This is a genomic window from Anaerobranca gottschalkii DSM 13577, assembly GCF_900111575.1.
Taxonomy (GTDB): Bacteria; Bacillota; Proteinivoracia; order Proteinivoracales; family Proteinivoracaceae; genus Anaerobranca; species Anaerobranca gottschalkii.
In genome coordinates this window covers 1-21,238 of sequence record NZ_FOIF01000033.1, presented here as the reverse complement: position 1 = coordinate 21,238, position 21,238 = coordinate 1, and the positions used below count along the sequence as shown (strand labels likewise).

Annotated in this window: 17 protein-coding genes and 1 riboswitch; of the genes, 6 read left to right on the top strand and 11 right to left on the bottom strand. The window is 33.3% G+C overall.

The window, feature by feature from the left end:
- Positions 1-351: 351 nt before the first annotated feature.
- The 11 genes from BMX60_RS08240 to BMX60_RS08190 all read right to left on the bottom strand — a co-directional run bounded on the left by BMX60_RS08240 (position 352) and on the right by BMX60_RS08190 (position 11,912).
- The gene (locus tag BMX60_RS08240; RefSeq protein WP_091351023.1) at positions 352-753 is read right to left on the bottom strand and encodes an arsenate reductase ArsC; all 402 of its coding nucleotides are present in this window, start codon (positions 751-753) and stop codon (positions 352-354) included.
- A gap of 22 nt (positions 754-775) precedes the next feature.
- Positions 776-1,840: an ACR3 family arsenite efflux transporter gene (gene arsB / locus BMX60_RS08235; RefSeq protein WP_091351022.1), complete on the bottom strand. Its 1,065-nt coding sequence runs from the start codon at positions 1,838-1,840 to the stop codon at positions 776-778.
- A 185-nt stretch (positions 1,841-2,025) separates the two neighbouring features.
- A complete protein-coding gene (locus tag BMX60_RS08230; protein ID WP_177159751.1) occupies positions 2,026-3,417 on the bottom strand; it encodes a sigma-54 interaction domain-containing protein in 1,392 nt (463 codons plus the stop codon).
- An 18-nt stretch (positions 3,418-3,435) separates the two neighbouring features.
- Complete coding sequence (locus BMX60_RS08225) at positions 3,436-3,798, bottom strand: DUF1667 domain-containing protein (protein WP_091351020.1); 363 nt, start codon at positions 3,796-3,798, stop codon at positions 3,436-3,438.
- Positions 3,799-5,067 carry an NAD(P)/FAD-dependent oxidoreductase gene (locus tag BMX60_RS08220; protein WP_091351019.1) on the bottom strand — a complete coding sequence of 423 codons (1,269 nt, stop codon included), beginning with the start codon at positions 5,065-5,067 and terminating at the stop codon, positions 3,799-3,801.
- A gap of 15 nt (positions 5,068-5,082) precedes the next feature.
- A complete protein-coding gene (locus tag BMX60_RS08215) occupies positions 5,083-6,531 on the bottom strand; it encodes an NAD(P)/FAD-dependent oxidoreductase (RefSeq protein WP_091351025.1) in 1,449 nt (482 codons plus the stop codon).
- Between the two features lie 179 nt (positions 6,532-6,710).
- Positions 6,711-7,277 carry a glycerol-3-phosphate responsive antiterminator gene (locus tag BMX60_RS08210; RefSeq protein WP_091351018.1) on the bottom strand — a complete coding sequence of 189 codons (567 nt, stop codon included), beginning with the start codon at positions 7,275-7,277 and terminating at the stop codon, positions 6,711-6,713.
- Between the two features lie 108 nt (positions 7,278-7,385).
- Positions 7,386-8,885 (bottom strand): glycerol kinase GlpK, encoded by a 1,500-nt coding sequence (gene glpK / locus BMX60_RS08205; protein ID WP_091351017.1) that lies wholly within the window; start codon positions 8,883-8,885, stop codon positions 7,386-7,388.
- A gap of 144 nt (positions 8,886-9,029) precedes the next feature.
- Positions 9,030-11,141 (bottom strand): heavy metal translocating P-type ATPase, encoded by a 2,112-nt coding sequence (locus BMX60_RS08200; RefSeq protein ID WP_091351016.1) that lies wholly within the window; start codon positions 11,139-11,141, stop codon positions 9,030-9,032.
- 26 nt (positions 11,142-11,167) lie between these two features.
- On the bottom strand, positions 11,168-11,521 hold the full coding sequence (locus BMX60_RS08195) for an ArsR/SmtB family transcription factor (RefSeq protein ID WP_091351015.1): 354 nt from the start codon (positions 11,519-11,521) through the stop codon (positions 11,168-11,170).
- 100 nt (positions 11,522-11,621) lie between these two features.
- Positions 11,622-11,912 (bottom strand): hypothetical protein, encoded by a 291-nt coding sequence (locus BMX60_RS08190; protein WP_091351014.1) that lies wholly within the window; start codon positions 11,910-11,912, stop codon positions 11,622-11,624.
- Between the two features lie 156 nt (positions 11,913-12,068).
- A riboswitch (Lysine riboswitch) is annotated at positions 12,069-12,242 on the top strand.
- A gap of 95 nt (positions 12,243-12,337) precedes the next feature.
- Here BMX60_RS08190 and lysA point away from each other — a divergent pair.
- From lysA to BMX60_RS08160, 6 genes are all read left to right on the top strand, one after another.
- Complete coding sequence (gene lysA, locus BMX60_RS08185) at positions 12,338-13,639, top strand: diaminopimelate decarboxylase (protein ID WP_091351013.1); 1,302 nt, start codon at positions 12,338-12,340, stop codon at positions 13,637-13,639.
- 120 nt (positions 13,640-13,759) lie between these two features.
- A complete protein-coding gene (locus BMX60_RS08180) occupies positions 13,760-14,335 on the top strand; it encodes a 50S ribosomal protein L25 (RefSeq protein ID WP_091351012.1) in 576 nt (191 codons plus the stop codon).
- Between the two features lie 112 nt (positions 14,336-14,447).
- Positions 14,448-14,717, top strand: coding sequence for a hypothetical protein (locus tag BMX60_RS08175; protein WP_091351011.1), 270 nt, complete (start codon positions 14,448-14,450; stop codon positions 14,715-14,717).
- A 147-nt stretch (positions 14,718-14,864) separates the two neighbouring features.
- Positions 14,865-16,814 carry an LTA synthase family protein gene (locus BMX60_RS08170; protein ID WP_091351010.1) on the top strand — a complete coding sequence of 650 codons (1,950 nt, stop codon included), beginning with the start codon at positions 14,865-14,867 and terminating at the stop codon, positions 16,812-16,814.
- 155 nt (positions 16,815-16,969) lie between these two features.
- The gene (locus BMX60_RS08165; RefSeq protein ID WP_278276554.1) at positions 16,970-20,413 is read left to right on the top strand and encodes a pyruvate carboxylase; all 3,444 of its coding nucleotides are present in this window, start codon (positions 16,970-16,972) and stop codon (positions 20,411-20,413) included.
- 570 nt (positions 20,414-20,983) lie between these two features.
- Positions 20,984-21,238: transposase (locus tag BMX60_RS08160; protein ID WP_177159750.1), on the top strand; the 255-nt coding region annotated here is incomplete at its 3' end.

Sequence of the window (21,238 nt, the reverse complement as noted above, 5' to 3'; positions counted from 1 at the left end):
TAAATTTAAAATTACCTGCTTTTACATAAAAAAAGCAACCCTATAGAGAGTTGCTTCAGACTGAAGACAAACTATAGACAAAGTCATCACCAGCTGTGGTAATTAAACAAAGATACGATTAAGTTGAGGAGATAGATTTAAGAGCTGATTAGATAAAAGGAAGAAGGGGTGAGGAACAGGACGTTCCGAAAGCTCTATTGAGCCATGGACGGCGAATTAGAGCGGTACCCTTCTTCCTTTTAGATAGAAGCCTTAAATCTCGACGTAAAACTTTGTTAAAATGTTTAATTACCACAGCCTTTAAAAAATGACTTTGTCTACAAACTGACGCAACCCTATAGAGAGTTGCTTTTATATTTCACCTTTTTTAATCCGTTCTATTAAATTTTCAACCTTTTCTTTAATTAAATCCCTAGTTACCCTAAAATCTTCAATTGGTCCTCCAGAAGGATCTGTCAAACCCCAATCTTCTCTATGCTCACAGGGAAGATAAGGACAATCAACATTACAACCCATAGTTATAACAATATCTACTTTAGCAGGTATATCCTTTAAAAGTTTAGGTTTATGATCACCCATGTCTACTCCTGCTTCTTCCATAACCTTAACTGCTAAAGGTTTAACTTCAGGATAATTTTCAGTACCAGCAGAATAAGCTTCAATAATGTCACTACCTAATTTCTTTGCCCATCCTTCTGCCATTTGGGAACGACAAGAATTGTGCACACAAATAAAAGCGACTTTTTTCTTCATCCTTTTACACCTCTTTTAATATTTATTCAACTATATTAACTTCTTTAGGAAACCAATGCCGTGTTCTATTAGCGATTCTGACAAGGGCAAGCATAACAGGTACTTCCACCAAAACTCCTACTACTGTAGCTAAAGCAGCTCCTGATTCAATACCGAATAAGGAAATAGCTACAGCTACCGCTAATTCAAAAAAGTTACTTGCTCCAATCATGGCAGCAGGTGAAGCAATATTATGGGGGAGTTTCCAAGCCTTTGCCCATCCATAAGCTATTATAAAAATAAAAAATGTTTGGATAATTAATGGAATTGCAATTAACAAAATGTGTAGCGGGTTATTAATTATTACATCTCCTTGGAAAGAAAACAATAAAATTAGTGTCAACAGTAACCCTATAATAGTTATATTATCAAATTTCCTTAAAAACACATTGTTGAAATATTCTTCTCCCTTATTGTTAATAACATATTTCCTAGACAGATATCCAGCAACTAAAGGAATCACAATAAATAAAACCACTGAGAGTACTAGGGTTTCGTAGGGTACCACGATATTACTTACTCCCAATAATAAAATTACAATTGGTGCAAATAAAACTAATAAAATTAAATCATTTACAGCTACTTGCACTAAAGTATATGCTGGGTTCCCTTTAGTTAAATGGCTCCAAACAAAAACCATAGCGGTACAAGGAGCCGCACCTAGTAAAACTGCACCTGCTACGTATTGTATTGCTAAGTCTTCTGGTATTAAAGGTCTAAAGATTATCCTCAAAAATAAATATGCAAAGAAATACATAGTAAATGGTTTTATTAACCAGTTAGTAACACAGGTTACAGTTAAACCTTTAGGCATTTTTAATGCTTTAACTATACTATCAAAATCAACTTTTAACATCATAGGATAAATCATAAACCAAATCAGTATTGCAACTGGAATCGAAACTTGATAATACTCAAACTTACTTAAGATTTGGGGAATTATTGGTAAATATTGTCCTATGAATACACCTATCACTATACACAACGCAACCCAAACCGTTAAATAAGTTTCAAAAAAACCTAATCCCTTTGAATTATTTTCTTTCAATAGAATCCACACCTTTGTTTTACTAATATATTTCCCATTTAAACTTACTGGCAATACAATTTTCTTATATGCTTATATTCCCTTTTACTCATATACTATCTTATTTTAGTTATAGTGTCAATGAATAATAAGAAAAACAGGTGTTAATTTTGCGTTAAAAATTAACACCTCTACAGAAAAACAGGTTAATCTATCAAATTATATTTTCGAGCCTTTGCTGCCACTGTTTTATGGGTTAATCCTAAAACCTTTGCTGCCCCATTAAAGCTACCATATTTATCTAAAGCTAATTTAATTATCTCTTTTTCGTATTCTTCCATACTAGCTAGATTTCCATCTAAATTAAAGTTTATTAAAGACTTTCGTTCTAACTTAGGAATATTTAATTCATAGGTTTTGGATATCTCAGGTGGTAAATCAGAAAGTCTAATAATAGAATGGTCTACTATTAACATTAGCCGTTCTATTAAGTTCTTTAACTCTCTGATATTTCCAGGCCAGTCATAGCTAGCAAAAGCCATTTCTACTTCTCTATCTAAAGTTTTAGGTAAAACACCTATTTCCTTACCTATTTTATTCATATAGTGATATGTCAAATCTATTATATCTTCTTTCCTTTCCTTTAGGGAGGGCACATAGATAGGTATAACATTTAATCTGTAATATAAATCTTCCCTAAAAAGGCCTTGTTCCATTAATTCTTTAAGGTTTCGATGGGTAGCAGCTATTATCCTAACATCACATTTTATACTTTCATTTCCTCCTACCCGTTCAAATTCTTTTTCTTGAATCACCCGCAAAACCTTAACTTGCATGTCGATAGGCATATCCCCTATTTCATCTAAAAAAATTGTTCCACCATTTGCTTGTTCAAATTTACCTATTTTCTTTTTTATGGCACCGGTAAAGGATCCTTGTTCGTGACCAAACAGCTCTGATTCTAATAAATTATATGGAATAGCTGCACAATTGACTTTAACAAAGGGCTTATCCCATTGTTGACTCGCTTTGTGAATAGCTTCTGCTATAACCCCTTTACCAGTTCCCGTTTCACCACTTATCAACACTGTAGCATTAGTTTTTGCAGCTTTTTCTGCTATCCTTATTGCTTCTTTAATCTCTTTGCTATTTCCAATAATATATGCAAAAGCTGGATTAATCTTTAACGATTTATTATCTTTAATGCTCTTTCTATAAAAAGTTTCGAAACTATCTTCTTCATGATAAATGGCTAATATTCCTTTAAATAAGGTCTCTTCAAAGAAAACACTAGTTATCACCCGGTATTTCCTGTTTTTTTCCGGATGATATACATAACCTTTTAAATTCTTCTTATTTTTTAATGATGTTAAAACTATGTCATCATTAATTGTATTATAAATGCTCCTTCCCTTCATAGCAAAGTCACTAACCCCAAAAATTTTTTGATAGGAAGGATTTAAGTATTCCACTAACCCCGAAGAATTTATTACCAAAACTCCATCTGACATTTTCCCAAATAATTGATCATAAATCTGTTTATTAAATTCTTTAAACTTGATATCGGTATTTATAAAAGTGACTTTGCTGTTTCTCATAATTCCCCCACCCATTCTTTACATACTTCTACTGGCTATAATATCTACATCTAAGTCAAAAATGTTTTTAATAATAACATCTCCAGCTTTAACTGGTCCATTAACTTCCACATCATTTAATACTTCCATACATTTAAAAATCATTTCTTTAGGAATTGGTTTAGATGTTCTCACCGGTATTCTAGGTAATAAACCATCCTTTATCTTCACTGTAGATGTCACCATCCTAGTAGGATTTGTCATTTCTTTTATAGCATAATCTACTCCCCTAGGACATTTATTCCCTGATACATTATAACTAGTAACACCATTTATAATCCTTTCTACTTCTAAAGAACATCCTAAAGGACAAGCAATACAAGTTAAGTTCTTTTTACCCATTTACTTCACCTCCCCAAACTCAAGGGTTACTTTCAATTGTTCTCCACTGAAATTTTCCAACTCTTTTAAGGATAAATTAACTGTTTCCATTTCTCCTGGTGCTAAATGATTTCGTTTAATAGTTTTTATTATTCTATCTCCATCTTTTACTACTAGTTTTGCATTATGATAAATATTATCTACCCTCATCATCAAAGTCAGCTTATCTTCTATATTCTCTAATTCCACTACTTGAGGAACTATATATCTAATTCCATTCTCCCCAATAGTCTTTATTGGTTTATTACAAGTTTTTAGCTTACCTAATACGAATTTTGCTGCATTTTTACCTGCTCTTCTACTTTCTTCTGTAACCCAATCAACTAAATCATGGACGTGAACAACATTTCCACAGGCAAATATTCCCTCGATACTTGTTTCCATTGATTGCTTAACTACAGGCCCACCAGTTATTGGATCTAACTGAATTCCTGCATTAATTGAAAGCTCATTTTCAGGAATTAAACCAACAGAAAGGAGTAATGTGTCACATTTATAAGTTTTTTCTGTTCCAGGTATTGGTTTTCTATCCTGATCAACTTGGGCTATTACTACTTCTTCCACCCTATCTTTTCCTTTTATTTCTATAACGGTGTGACTCAAATATAAAGGAATACCAAAATCATCTAAACATTGAACTATATTTCTCGTAAGCCCGCCAGAATATGGCATTAACTCAACTACTGCATGGACTTTTGCCCCTTCTAAAGTCATCCTTCTAGCCATAATTAAACCAATATCCCCAGAACCTAAAATCACAACTTCTTTTCCTACCATATATCCTTCCATATTAACAAATCTTTGGGCAGTTCCCGCAGTAAATACTCCAGCAGGTCTTGTACCTGGTATATTTATAGCCCCTCTAGTTCTTTCCCTACAACCCATGGCTAAAACTATTGCCTTTGCTTCTATTTCAATATATCCATCTTTAGTATTAATAGCTCTAATTTTTTTATCTGTGGTAATTTCAAGGACCATTGTATCTAATTTATACTGGATACCTTGTTCTTTAAGTTCATTGATAAATCTTTCGGCATATTCAGGACCAGTCAGTTCTTCTTTAAATACATGTAACCCAAACCCATTGTGGATACACTGTTGAAGGATTCCCCCTAATTCTCTATCCCTTTCGATAACCAAAATATTATCTACACCGTTTTTCTTTCCTTCAATAGCTGCAGCCAAACCAGCAGGACCGCCACCGATTACTACAATATCGTATTTTAGCATCTCTCTTCCCCCTTCTTAGTTATCCTTTTTTCTGGATTTGGTAGGACCAGTTAAGATGTATGAATTTTTCCCATCTTTAACTATGCTGGTAATATCTACCTTTAGTTCTCGGGCTAGAATTTCCATTACCCTTGGTGCACAAAAACCTCCTTGACACCTTCCCATTCCTGCCCTTACCCTTCTTTTAATTCCATCGAGGGTCCTACCACCCACTGGCCGGTGAATGGCATTTACAATTTCTCCTTCGGTAATACTTTCACAACGACAAATTACCCTACCATATCTAGGATCTTTTTTAATTAAATCTGCCTTTTCTTCTGGAGATAGTTCCATAAAATGAACTACTCCCTTTCTTTCCCTAATGAAATTCTCTTTTTCCTTTAATCCACCAGTAATTTTTTCTAATATCTGTACTACTTCTAATGCAATAGCTGGTGCTGCCGTTAATCCCGGTGAATCAATACCAGCGACATTGATAAAACCTTTATTATCTTTAACTTCTTCAATGATAAAGTCTCCACCCTCTACTTTTGCCCTAAGGCCAGCAAAAGAGGTAATTACTTTATTGAAGGGGAAGTTAGGTAAAACCTTTAATCCCTTTTCCCTGACTTCTGCTAAACCTTTACCGGTTGTTTGTAATTCTTGAGGACTTTCTACGTAATCAGAAGTTGGTCCGATTAAAAAGTTACCATGTACCGTCGGTAAACATACTACCCCTTTGCTTATCGGTGTTGGGGTCTGAAAAATTACTTTGTTTACATAGTTTCCTACTGTTTTATCAAAGAGGTTATATTCTCCTCTGTTAGGCTGAATTTTAAAATATTCTTCATTGATTAAGTTATTTACTTTATCAGCATAAAGACCAGCACAGTTAATCACATATTTTGTGTTGAGTACCCTTTCTCCAGCTTGAATTTTATAACCTTCTTCTGTTTTATCTATCTTAGATACAGGACTATTTAAGATTACTTCTACTCCATTTTCCACTGCATTTTCTGCTAAAGCTATAGCAAGTTCGAATGGACCAACTATACCTCCAGTTGGGGCATATAAAGCAGCTATTATTTGGTCACTTAAGTTTGGTTCCATTTCCAAAACCTTTTCTTTAGGTAAAATTTCTAAATTAGGAACTCCATTTTCTTCCCCTTGTTTTTTAAGTCTTTCTAAGACTTTCACCTCTTCTTCGTTAAATGCGACGACAAAGGAACCAATTTGTTTAAAAGGTACTTCTAATTCTTGACAAAGCTTAGGATACATACTATTTCCTAATACATTGGTTTTAGCTTTTAAGGTACCTGGTACCGCATCATAACCGGCATGAACAATAGCACTATTCGCTTTAGTTGTTCCATTTGCTATATCACTTTCTTTTTCCACTAAAACTACTTTTAGCTCATACCTAGAAAGTTCCCTAGCAATAGCTGTACCTACTATACCAGCACCAATAATTGTAACATCATACATATTTTCATCTCCCCTAATTAAAATTTGATAAAGAAAAAAAGCCACACAAAACTTACCTACTATTTGTAGGTTTGTAATGTGCGGCTCTCCTAATCTCAGCCTGAATATTTAATTAATTATATAATAACATTTTTTAGTAATAAAGTAAATACACAAATTTCAATTTTCTCATAACAGAACTATAGATACCATAATTCTTTGTTACCGGTAGAAGCTCCTATTGCCCCAGCTTTTAATATATCCATAATATCTTGTTTAGTTTTTATCAATCCTCCAGCAATGATAGGTGTTGATATCTCATTAGAAATTCTGTTAATTATATTTGGCATTACACCTGGCATAATTTCTATCATATCAGGTTGTAAAGATTTTAAACTTTTTATCGTCATTTCATAGGATTTATTATCTATTAGAAAGAACCTCTGAATAGTAAATATACCCCGTTCTTTAGCTAACTTAATATGGCTACTTCTAGTACTGATAATTCCATGGGGTTTGATAACTTGAATTATATAATCGATAGCTTTAGCATCTTTCCCTATACCTTCTAAAAAATCTATATGTATTAAAACACTTTTATCTGCATCCTTTATCTTTTCAACAAGTAAATTAACATTAAATATATCAGCACATAATAGAAAAATTGTAGTTACAGGTGAAGAAATTGCCAGTTCTAAATCATCAACATTTTGAACTGCAGCTATTATTGGGTTTTCTTCTATTCTTTCTATTATAATAGAGCTCATAATATCCTTCCTTTGTAAATAACTTAGTTAATTTAATTATAAGTGAATACCAAGTCATTTACAATACAACATTTAAAATAACCCGTTAATAGCTAAGCTTAAATTATTTTATTCTTGTTCCCATTTTAATGCTCTCTCAACAGCTCTCTTCCAACCACTATATAAATTCTCTTTTTCCCCATCTTCCATTTGTGGATGGAATATTCTATCAACACTCCATTTGGCAGCAATTTCATCTTTATTTTTCCAAAAACCTACTGCTAAACCGGCTAAGTAAGCGGCACCGAGAGCTGTAGTTTCTGTTACTTGAGGTCTATCAACTTGAACTCCTAGAATATCTGCTTGGAATTGCATTAAAAAGTTATTTGCCACTGCTCCTCCATCAACTTTTAAAGTATGCAAATCAATTCCAGAATCTTCTTGCATAGCTTCTAAAACATCTCTAGTTTGGTAAGCAATTGACTCTAAAGCTGCACGGATGATGTGCTCAGCTTTAGCTCCCCTTGTTAAACCAACTATTGTTCCCCTAGCGTACATATCCCAATAAGGTGCACCCATACCAACAAAGGCTGGGACTAAGTATACTCCATTGGAGTCTTTTACTTTAGTAGCCATATACTCAGTATCTTGGGCATCTCTAATAATTTTAAGTTCATCTCTTAGCCATTGCACTACTGCTCCAGCTATAAAGATGCTACCTTCTAAGGCATATTCTACTTTACCGTCTACTCCCCAAGCTAATGTAGTTAATAACCCGTTGTTAGATGGAACTCTTTTCTCACCAGTATTCATTAACATGAAGCAACCTGTTCCGTAAGTGTTTTTTGCCATTCCAGGCTGGAAACAAGCTTGCCCAAATAAAGCAGCTTGTTGATCACCGGCAGCTCCAGCTATAGGAATCATGGCTCCGCCGAATGTAGCTTCATCTGTATGACCATAAACACAGCTTGAAGGTTTGACTTCTGGTAACATAGAAAGAGGTATATTTAGTTCAGCAAGAATCTTTTCATCCCATTTTAATTCTTTGATATTAAACAACATGGTTCTAGAAGCATTGGAATAGTCAGTTACGTGAACTTTCCCCCTGGTTAAATTCCAAATTAACCAAGTATCGATATTACCAAAGAGCAAATCCCCTTTTTCTGCTTTTTCTCTAGCACCTTCCACATTATCTAAAATCCACTTAACCTTTGTTCCTGAAAAATATGCATCTACTACAAGACCGGTATTTTCCCTAATATATTCTTCTAACCCTTTAGATTTTAAGTCATCACAAATATTGGCAGTTCTCCTACATTGCCATACAATTGCGTTGTATACTGGCTTGCCAGTATTTTTATCCCATACTACAGTAGTTTCCCTTTGGTTTGTAATACCGATAGCTGCAATCTCAAAAGGACTTATTCCAGCTTTTTCTAAAACTTCTCTAGCTACACCACTTTGAGTTCCCCAAATTTCCATTGGGTCATGTTCTACCCAACCTGGTTTAGGATAAATTTGAGTAAACTCTTTTTGTGATGCTGCGACAATGTTTCCATCATGATCAAAAATTATTGCCCTTGAACTTGTTGTCCCTTGATCTAACGATAAGATATACTTTTTGTCCATTTTTTTCACCTCACTTTAATTTTTTGCAAAATTCGTGCCAAACATTTACGGATCTATGCCTGACATTTTTATTTACCCTTGCGATTTTTTCCCAACATCTATATAAATCCACCATAGCACAATTGGTAAAAAAGAACAAGGGTGCTATAGCCCTTTTACCTTTAGCACCCTTACTGCATTTAATACTGCAATTACTGTTACTCCCACATCAGCAAATACCGCTTCCCAAATGGTAGCCAAGCCAAAAGCTCCTAAGATTAAAACTAACCCCTTTACACCTAAAGCAAATACAATGTTTTGCCAAACTATATTTCTCGTTCTTTTAGCTATTTTAATAGCTAATGGTATTTGATTTAGTTGATCATTCATAATAACTATATCTGCTGCTTCAATGGCAGCATCAGAGCCTACTCCACCCATAGCTACACCTATATCAGCCCTTGCTAATACAGGGGCATCGTTTATTCCATCCCCTACAAATAATAACTTAGAATTTTTGTCTAATGTTTTTAAGATATTTTCCACTATTTCAACTTTGTGGTGGGGCAAAAGTTCACAATAATACTCATTTATTCCCACTTCTTCAGCAACTTTTTTCCCTATTTGTTGATTATCACCAGTGAGCATTATTATTTTCTTAACTCCTAAATCTTTAAGTCCTTTTATCCCTTTAGCAGCATCCTTTTTTATTTCATCTGTTATTAAAATATATCCAGCATATTGACCATTTACTGCTATGTGAACTATGGTCCCTAATTCTTCTACATTTTCATATGAAATCCCTGCCATTTCCATAAGTTTTTTATTGCCAATGAGTAAATTTTTATCTTCAGTTTGAACCTTAACCCCTTGTCCAGTTACCTCTTGATAATCTACAATTTGATTTTTATCTATAGTTCTTCCATACTCCTTTAAGATCGATAGAGCTATAGGGTGATTAGAAAATCCTTCACCTATTGCCGCAAGCTCTAAAATTTCTTCTTTTGTAAATGGGTGTTGAGGAACTATTTCTTTTACTTTAAATGTTCCCTTAGTCAAAGTTCCGGTTTTGTCAAATACTACCACTTTAACACTATTTAATCCTTCAAGATAATTGCTACCTTTTACTAAAATACCTTTTTTAGAAGCCCCTCCAATTCCCCCAAAAAATCCTAGGGGAATCGAAATTACCAAGGCACAAGGACAAGAAATTACTAAAAAAATTAGCCCTCGGTAAATCCAGTCATTAAAGGTAGCACCTTGTAAAAATAAAGGGGGCAATATAGAGATCAATAAGGCAATACCTACTACTACAGGAGTGTAGTACCGAGCAAACTTAGTGATAAAATTTTCCGTAGGGGCTTTTTTGCTACTAGCGTTTTCCACCAAATCCAATATTTTAGATAAAGTGGATTGGTTAAATTCTTTAGTAACTTTAACTGTTAATACCCCACTTATATTGATACTTCCACTGAGGATTTCATCCCCTACCGAAATATCTTTAGGTAAAGATTCACCGGTCAACGCTGAAGTATCTAATACTGAATTGCCATCAATAACAATGCCATCTAATGGAACTTTTTCCCCTGGTTTAACTATTATGAGATCTCCAACCTGAACCTCCTCTGGAGTTATCCTTTCGATATCCTCACCCTTTTTAAGATTTGCATAGTCCGGCCTTATATCCATTAGTTCTGCAATAGATTTCCTAGACCTATCCACAGCTAACCCTTGAATATATTCTCCAACTTTATAAAAAAGCATTACTGCAACAGCTTCTGGAAATTCCCCTATAGCAAAGGCTCCTAAGGTAGCAAGGGTCATTAAGAAATTTTCATCAAAAACTTGCCCTTTAACAATATTTCGCCCTGCCTTAAATAACACTTCATGTCCCACTAATATATATGCAATAAAAAATATGAGAAATTCTAAAAAATTAGACCAGGTAAAAACAATTGGTAAAACAAATAATCCCCCACCTAATATAATTTTAATTAACTCATTTTTTCCTAATAAATCATGATGATGTTCTTCTATCTTTACTTCTTTTTCCTTTACAACGATCCCTGGCTCTATCATATCCACCAGTTCTTGAACCTTATCTACTATTTTTTCATTAAAATCTTTAGTATCTTCTAACTCTATTTTTAAAACCTTATTTACAAAATTAATTTGCGAACCTACTATTCCATCTATTTCTTTAATCCCTTCTTCTATTTTAGTTGCACAGCTAGCACAATTTAAACCTTCTAACTGAAACTCTATTTTTTTAGCCACTTTTTACCCTACCTCCCAGGTTTCCTCTACTTTTCCAATATATGTTCTAACCCCTGTTTAAGTACCTTATCAATATGATCATCATCTAAGGAATAATAGACAACTTTTCCTTCTTTTCTAGTTTTGACCACCCTCCCTAACCGGAGTACCTTTAATTGATGGGAAATTGCCGATTGGGACATCTGGAGTAAAGCAGAAATATCACAAACACACATTTCTTCCTTTGACAAAGCATAAAGAATTTTTAATCTTGTAGGATCTGCAAAAAGCTTAAAAAAATCCCCTAGATCTAAAAATCTATCTTCTTCTAACATTTCGTCCCTTACTTTATCAACTATATCTTCATGGATTATATTGCTCCCACATTTAAAATCTTCCATTTTACACCTCCAGTGAACATATGAACAAATATTCATATGTTTATCTAAAAAAATAATATGATAAGTAAAGATTCTTGTCAATATTTTTTCTCTTAAAAAATTATTTTTGGATTTGGAAATTATACCTGACAGCAAAGACTAAACCAAATAAAATAATCCCTCCAAAAGTTATTTTTGTATTTAAAATGGAAAGGAATTTATAAAGACAACTTAGAACCAAAATTCCCAAAGCAAAATATACTAGATTTTCACCTAAAACCTCTAAGTTTTTTTCCCTTTCTAATATTTTTCCGTAATCCTCACCTTTAATTTCAATATATATTTTTTTCCAAAAAAGATATCCGATAACTATTAAAATCAGACCTATAACAATTAAAATATTAGCTAACATCATCCAAACCACCTTTTAAAGAGTTTTATACAATACTATATTAATATCTTTTAAAATGTATTATAAAAAATTAATTTTTTTTCTTTCCCATTGACACACTCTTTCCTTTATTGTAGACTATTTCTTAATACAATTAAATATTCGCCTCATTTCTTGACATGAGGTAGAGGTCGCGGTATTTATCAGTACCTTAAGGGAGTTCGAAAGACGATGAATTTTGGGGAAAGGAAATACCGCCGAAGGGAATATACCTCAAATATATTCCCTGGGCCTAAGGTTAAGAGCCTTAGGACTGTCACAGTGTTTTCACTGTGGAGCGCTATTTCAAGAAGAAGGGAGGACTTTATGGTGTATATAGACCTTGGAGTTTCCTTTTCCTTGGTCTTTTTTTGTTACCTAATTTTAATAATAAGGAGATGTAATCTATGTATTTACAAAAACAACTAGATAGACATTATATCTTTGATAATCTAGATACGGTGGAATTAGCTAAGGAATTCGGAACTCCCCTTTATGTAATTTCTGAAAATCTTATTAAATACAAGTGTTCTCAAATACAGAATGATTTTTTAAATAAATACCCTAATACCAAAGCAGCTTATGCTAGTAAAGCTTTTTTAACTCTGGCTATGTGTAAAATCATTGAAAGGGAAGGTTTGGGACTTGACGTAGTATCAGGGGGAGAATTATTTACAGCTATTTCTGCCCATTTCCCTATGGAAAAAGTAATGTTCCACGGTAATAATAAATCCTTTGAAGAACTGGAACTTGCCATTAATAATAATGTAGGGAGGATTATAGTTGATAATTTATACGAGTTAGAAATCCTCCAAAATATTGCTAAAGAGCAAAATAAAAAAGTAAAAATTCTCTTTAGGATAAATCCTGGAGTTCCCGGAAAAACCCATAAATATATTTCTACAGGACAAATTGATTCAAAGTTCGGTATCTGTATCGAAGAAGAGTCTCTAAACTTTGCCCTTAAAAAAACTATAGATTCTCCAAATCTAGAACTTATGGGATTTCATTTTCACATAGGCTCCCAGTTATTTGATAACAAATCATATCTCGCTGCATTAAACATAGTAACAGGACTTATGAAAAATCTAAAAGATAAAATGGGATTTATTACAAAAGAGCTTAACATAGGTGGAGGATTTGGTATTAGCTATAGCACAAGGGAAAAAACAAAACCTATTTCCTTTTTCATTGATCCAATAATGAAGAGTATTGAAGATAATTGCAGCAAGTTAAAGTTAGAAAGACCTACTATTATCATTGAACCAGGTAGATGGATCATTGGCGAAGCTGGAATCACCCTTTATACTATTGGGTCTATTAAAGAAATCCCTAATGTTAGGACATATATAAGTGTAGATGGAGGATTACCTGATAATCCCCGACCTGCCCTTTATGGTGCCAAATACGAAGCCATTGTAGCTAATCGCCCTTATGCTAATAGAGAACTAACTGCCACTATTGCAGGAAAATGTTGCGAATCAGGTGATATATTAATTTGGGATATTAACATCCCATATGTTAAACCAGGGGATGTATTAGCAGTATTAAATACCGGTGCCTACAATTATTCTATGGCTAGTAACTATAACCGTTTACCTAAACCAGCAGTAGTACTGATAAGTAACGGTAAACCCCACGTAATTGTTGAAAGGGAGAAGTATGAAGATTTAATCTCTAAAGATAAAATACCTAACCATTTATTATAGAAAATACCCTTATTGACTAGTTCTTTATTATGTATATAATTAATAATAGCTTCTAGTATCAGCTAAACTATTAATTCAAATTATGTCTTCTGAAATAAAAAATTTTTAGGAGGGATAATTATGGGTGAAATAGTTTTAAAAGCTGAGAGAAGATTAAAGAAAAAGACAGGCTATTTACCTGGTGTAGTTTATGGAAAAAATTTTTCTTCAACCCCAGTTAATTTTGATTTTAATAAAGTTAAGAAATTACTTAATATAGCTGGGGAAAAAGCTAAAATCCAATTAGATTTTGAAAACAAAAAATTCTATGGAGTTATTAAAGAAGTTCAATGGGATTTATTGAACAAGGAAAAGCCTATTCATATGGATGTTCATGTAGTTCCTAAAGATGAGATAATTAATTTAGATGTTCCAATTATTTTTACAGGAATAGAGGAATTACATCAAAAAAGGCTGATTTTACAAACCTTTAAAACTGAAATTGAGGTAAAAGGAAAACTAGAAGATATTCCCGAAAAAATTATTGTAGATGTCAGTGATAAACAAAAAGGCGATTTTATCAAGGTGAAAGATTTACCAATTTCAGCTAATATAACTCTAAAAAATTCAACTGAAGAAATTATTGGTGAAATTTTAGAAGTTGATAATAATTTAGACGAAAATACAGATACCATAAATGAAGGAAATCCAGAGTAATTTATAACCCTCAATTATCCAAAAGATAATTGAGGGTTTTTTATTAAATATGCATAAATTTCAAGAATCTTAATAAAATTTACGGAGAAAAGTTAATAGGAGGGGATTAGAAATGCTCCCAGTATTGTTAATTGGAAGAAGGCGAGAAGTAGGTAAAAAAGCAAAAGGATTTATACCTGGAGTAATTTATGGCAGTAACTCAAAAACGATCCATGTTGAATTCGAAGAACAAGCTCTAAGAAAGGTTTTGGAAAAATGTCGTTTAAAAAATCAAATCACTATCCAATTGGAAGATAGAGAAATTACTGGGAAAATAAAAGAAGTACAGAAGCATTTAACTAAAAATCGCTTATTACATGTTGATATTCAAGCAATACATTAAACAGGCCTGTCAGTGTTCCAATTAACTCCATTCAAGGAATTAATTGGACTTATTTTTATCTTTCACCTTAAAAAATTGTTAATAAATTTAGTTTATTATTAACATAAGAAAAAAATTATAGGTACTTAAACTTGAGGTGAGAATATTATGAAACCTTTTAAAACATTATTTTACTTGATCTTTTCCCTATTTACTATGGAATTTATTCTGAGAATAACTACTGTAAAATCTATTTTATCCTATGGTTTTTTTATTTCTTTGCTCTTTAACCTTTCTTTTGCAACAGCATTTTTTTTAATTTTAAATTTTTTTAGTAAAAAATTCCTTAAACATGCTGTTGCCGTAATCTTTCTGGTAGTTTTAGCAATTATCTACTCATCCCAAATAATTTATTACCAGTTCTTCAGGACTTTCTATCACTTATATTCTGCTAGTAATGCCGGGCAAGTCAGCGATTTTTGGAAAGATATTTTGTTAGTAACAGGGAAAAACCTCCAGTGGGTAATTTTAGTTTTCACCCCAGCTTTAATTTTATTTTTCCTAGGGAAAAAAATAATTTCTAGCAAAACTATCAAATACAACCTTAAGTTTTTGCTAGTTTTACTGATCATATTAACACACCTTTCAGGAGTGTTGGCAGTATATAAAGGGGGAAGATATACCAATTCTCCTTATGATCTCTACTTTAAAAATAGTAATCCTCTCCTTTCTGTGCAAAATTTAGGACTGCTAACTACTATTCGCTTAGATTTACAAAGGATGATAACCAACTGGACCCCTGTGGTAGATGTTTTTATCCCAGATCCAGTAGATACCGGCGATGATGATCCAGATGATAATGATGAGCCAAAAGAAAGGGAATATAATGTACTAAACATCGATTTTGATTATCTAATTGAAAAGGAGAAAGATGAAACCATTAGGTTAATGCATGAGTATTTTAAAAACCTTCAACCTACCGCTAAAAATGAATATACCGGAATTTTCCAAGGATATAACTTAATTTTGATAACTGCCGAATCATTAGCACCCTTTGCTATAAATAAAGAAATAACCCCTACTTTATATAAGCTGGTCCATGAAGGCTTTTATTTCCCTAACTTCTATGTTCCCCTTTGGGATGTCAGTACCTCTGACGGAGAATATATGGGGCTTACCAGTTTAATACCTAAAAGTGGTGTTTGGAGTTTTAGGGCTTCTTCCAACATTTCCCTACCCTTTGTTATGGGGAATCAATTAAAGAATCTAGGTTATAAAACGGTGGCTTACCATAACCACACCTATACCTACTACGGTCGACATCTATCCCATCCTAATATGGGTTACGATTATAAAGGAATTGGCAATGGCTTAGATGTAAAAAGGGTATGGCCAGCATCAGACCTGGAAATGATGGAGGTAACAGTTGATGAATATATCAACAATGAACCTTTCCATGCTTACTATATGACAGTAAGCGGTCATTTACAGTACAACTTCATAGGGAACAATATGGCTATGAAAAATCGGAAATTAGTAGAACATCTACCATTATCTACTCAAGCCAAGGCATATTTAGCAACTCAGATTGAATTAGATAAGGCTTTAGAATATCTCCTGGAAAGATTAGAAGAAGCGGGTATCGCTGAAAGGACTTTAATTGTAATGAGTACAGATCACTATCCCTATGGTTTAGAACATGATACTATCGATGAATTATCAGGTTTTTATGTTGACCGAGATTTTGATATTCATAAAAGTCCACTGGTAATGTATGTTAAAGGAATGGAACCTAAAAGGATAGATGATCCGGCATGGGGTATAGATATTATTCCTACTATTTCTAATTTAATGGGACTTGAATTTGATTCCCGACTTTTAATGGGAAGGGATATTTTCTCAGATTCTGAACCTTTAGTGTTCTTCCGTAACATGAGTTTTATTACCGATAAAGGAAGATATAATGCTCGAACGAGAAAATTTATCCCTAATGAAGAGGTAGAAGTAGATGATGATTATGTAGAAAGGATTTCCCGTATCATTCAAAACAAATTCTATTTCTCCCGTTTAATACTAGAAAATGATTACTATAGCAAAGTACTGAATGGTATAAGATAAAAATCCCGTCAAGGTTTATTATAAAATAAATCTTGCCTTTTAATTTAATAGTAGTATAAATTGGAAAACTCCGGCATTAAATATAATATTGAAAATTTCTCCATTTTAGAATATCATTGATTTAATACGGTAAAAGAAAAAAGAGGTGATGATTTATGGATGCCCAGAAGATCAAAAAATTTAAAAGGGTGCTAGTTGCTAACCGGGGAGAAATAGCGATTAGAATTTTTAGGGCTTGTAAAGAGTTAGGTATTAGAACCGTTGCCATTTATTCTGAAGAAGATAAAACCTCCCTATTCCGCACTAAAGCAGATGAATCTTACCTTATTGGGAAAAATAAAGGTCCAGTAGAAGCTTATCTTAGTATCGATGAAATTATAAGTTTAGCCCTTAAAAAAGGTGTAGATGCCATCCACCCCGGTTACGGCTTTTTAGCAGAAAACCCTGAGTTTGCCAGAAAATGTCGGGATGCTGGTCTAGAGTTCATTGGTCCTTCCGTTGAAGTATTAGAAAAAATGGGGGATAAAATTACATCAAAGCAAGTAGCTATTAATGCCCAAGTCCCTGTTATCCCTGGGATTGATAAACCGATACAAAGGATAGAGGAAGCCTTAAATTTTGTTAAAGACCATGGCTTCCCTGTCATTATAAAAGCTGCCCTAGGTGGGGGAGGCCGGGGAATGAGAATTGTTAGAAACACCGATGAACTGCTTTTAGCCCTAGATAGTGCTAAAAGCGAAGCTAAAAAAGCTTTTGGTGTAGAAGATGTATTTATTGAAAAGTATTTAGATTCACCGAAACATATAGAAGTCCAAATTCTCGGCGACAATTATGGAAACATCGTTCACCTATATGAAAGGGATTGTTCTATCCAAAGGAGACATCAAAAGCTAATCGAATATGCACCGGCCTTTTCTCTATCTGAAAAATTAAGGAAAAAGATCTGTGAAGATGCTTTAAAATTAGCAAAATCGGTAAACTATTCTAATGCTGGAACGGTAGAGTTTTTAGTAGATAAGACGGGAAACCATTATTTTATTGAAATGAATCCCCGTATCCAAGTAGAGCATACTGTAACAGAAGTTATTACTGGAATAGATATAGTGCAATGTCAAATCCTCATTGCCCAAGGTTATCCTTTAAATTCAGAAAAAATTTTGATTGGGGGACAACATGATATTCAAGTCAATGGCTATGCAATTCAATCAAGGATTACAACAGAGGACCCTACTCAAAACTTCGCCCCTGATACTGGGAAAATTGATGTTTATCGTACTAGTTCTGGATTTGGTATCCGACTTGATGGAGGTAATGGTTTTACAGGCTCTATTATCACCCCTTTTTACGATAGCTTACTTGTAAAGGTAACTGCCCATTCCAGGACATTCGAAGATGCAGTTAGTAAAGCAGTAAGGGCTTTAAAAGAAATGAATATCTCTGGAGTTAAAACAAATATCCCTTTTTTAATTAATGTTCTAACCCATGAAACATTTTTAAAGGGATTAGCTAACACTAACTTTATCAACGAAAACCCCGAACTTTTTAATATTACACCAAAATCTAATAAAGAACTTAAATTATTAAACTTCTTAGGAGAAAAAATCATTAAAACAAAAGGGCAAAAGGGGGATTTTGATGTTCCCATTATTCCTAAAGTGCAGATCCCTGATAAATTAGAGGGAACAAAACAAATCCTAGAAAAGAGTGGCCCAAAAGGTGTAGTTAAATGGATTAAAGTACAAAAAAAATTACTGATTACTGATACCACTATGCGGGATGCCCATCAGTCTTTAATTGCTACTAGGTTAAGGACAAAGGATATGCTCAATATAGCTCAAGCAACTTCCTTTTACGGCAAAGACTTATTTTCTTTAGAAATGTGGGGTGGAGCTACCTTTGATGTAGCCTATCGTTTCCTAAAAGAGTGTCCTTGGAAAAGATTGGAAGAGCTTAGAAAAAGAATTCCTAATATTATGTTTCAAATGCTTTTAAGGGGTAGTAATGCCGTTGGTTATAAAAATTATCCCGATAATGTTATCCGCTCCTTTATTAAAGAAGCTAGTAAATCTGGAATTGATATTTTTAGAATTTTTGATTCCCTAAACTGGTTAAAGGGAATGGAAGTAGCTTTAGATGAAGTTTTGCTAAATAATCGCCTTGCTGAAGTTTGTATCTGCTATACAGGGGATATATTAGACGAAAGGCGAGATAAATATTCCCTTAACTACTATATTAAAAAAGCTAAGGAAATTGAAAAGATGGGAGCACATATCCTAGGAATTAAAGATATGGCAGGCCTTTTAAAACCTTATGCCGCCTATAAATTAATTTCAGCCTTGAAAAATGAAGTTGGTTTACCTATACACCTCCATACCCATGATACCAGTGGTAATGGTGTTGCCACCTTGCTAATGGCTGCTGAAGGGGGAGTGGATATTGTAGATACCTCCTTCAATAGCTTTGCAGGGACGACAAGCCAACCTCCTATGAGTTCAGTAGTGGCAGCTTTAGAAAATACCCCTAGGGAAACGGGTATCAATTTAGACTATATAGAAGAAATCTCCCAATATTGGGGTGCAGTAAGGCAAGTATACTATCCCTTCGAATCTGATTTAAAATCTTGTACCACCGAAGTTTATAAATATGAAATTCCCGGTGGTCAGTATTCTAACCTTAAACCCCAGGTAGAAAATTTCGGCCTTGGCCATCGGTTCAAAGAAGTAAAGGAAATGTATAAAAAAGTCAACTATATGTTAGGGGATATCGTTAAAGTCACTCCTTCTTCCAAAATGGTTGGCGACATGGCCATTTTTATGGTACAAAATAACTTAACACCTGAAAATATTTTTACCAAAGGTAAAGGATTAAATTTCCCCGAATCGGTAGTTGATTATTTTAAAGGTTTAATGGGGCAGCCAGAAGGAGGGTTCCCTAAAGAGTTACAGGCTTTAATTCTAAAAGGTGAAAAACCTATTACTAAAAGACCTGGGGAAATACTTCCGCCGGAAGATTTTAATAAAATAGCCCTTTATTTAAAAGAAAAACACGATTTAGATCCTACTGAAAAAGATATATTAAGTTTTGCCCTATATCCTAAAGTTTTTGATGAATATTTACAATACATTAAAGAAACAGGGGATTTTTCCCGAATGGGCAGTGACATTTTTTTCCACGGATTAGGGGAAGGTGAAACCTGTGAAGTGGAAATAGCTGATGGCAAAATTTTAGTAGTTAAATTACTTCAAATTGGTCCTTTGGATTCTGAAGGGAACATTAATTTAAGTTTTGAAGTAAATGGTCAACGGAGAGATATATCTATAAAAAATCCAGAGTTGCAAAGGACAGAAACTGAAACTAGCCAAATTCCAATGGCAGATCCTGAAAACATAAAGGAAATTCCTGCTAGTATTCCCGGTGCTGTTTTAAAAATCCTAGTCAACCAAGGAGATAATGTCACTAAAAATCAACCAGTTATTATCTTGGAAGCTATGAAAATGGAAACTATTATTGTAGCTCCTATAAGTGGAAAAGTAGATGCTATCTTTGTTAAAGAAAAAGAAAATGTCAAAGCTGGTCAGTTACTGTTAAGGTTAAGTTAAAAGAGCTATCTGGAAATAAATAAAGGAAAAGTGGTCAAAATAGCCCATCTTTTCCTTTATTTATTATTAAAAATTTTATAATAAAATCCCCACGTATTTTGGGCAAATATATATCACTAATTAGACACCTATAAATCATTTAAGAGAAGGCAGCCCTTAAGTATTTATATTAAAAATTTATTAAATTTTATATTATTATAAAAATTATTATTTAAAATTATAAAAAAGTTTTTTGTCACAGACAGGATACTACCCATGATTGCTGAATAGGAACCTAATACATTAGATAAAATCCTTCAGATGGAATCCAATTTAAAATTCATAAAGAATAACAGAGAATAATAAATAGAGCGGCACACAATGTACTTAGTATAAATATTTGCAAGTCAAAAAAAGTTTTAGAGATCTGATTAGGTAGTAACGAAAGCCGTTGTTATAGAAACACAAACAGATTATCTATGTTGGCAACCTAACAATAGAGGACTTTAATGTAAGTTATAATTTTACTAGAGAGCGTAATAAATTACGTGTAATTGGATAATAATACCTCTAAAAAGGAGTTGTCCAATTATGTCAACAAAAAGTAATTTATTAGCCAAGGAATTAGCAAAAGAGTGTCGTAGTGTAGAAGATGTACAAGAACATTTGAAAAATTTATTTAGAGATACTATTCAAGAAATTTTCGAAGCAGAAATGGATGAACATTTAGGTTATAATAAACACTCATCATCTGGTGATCATTCAGGTAACAGTAGAAACGGTTATAACAGAAAAACAATTAAGACAAAGTACGGAGAAACAACCATAGATATTCCGAGAGATCGT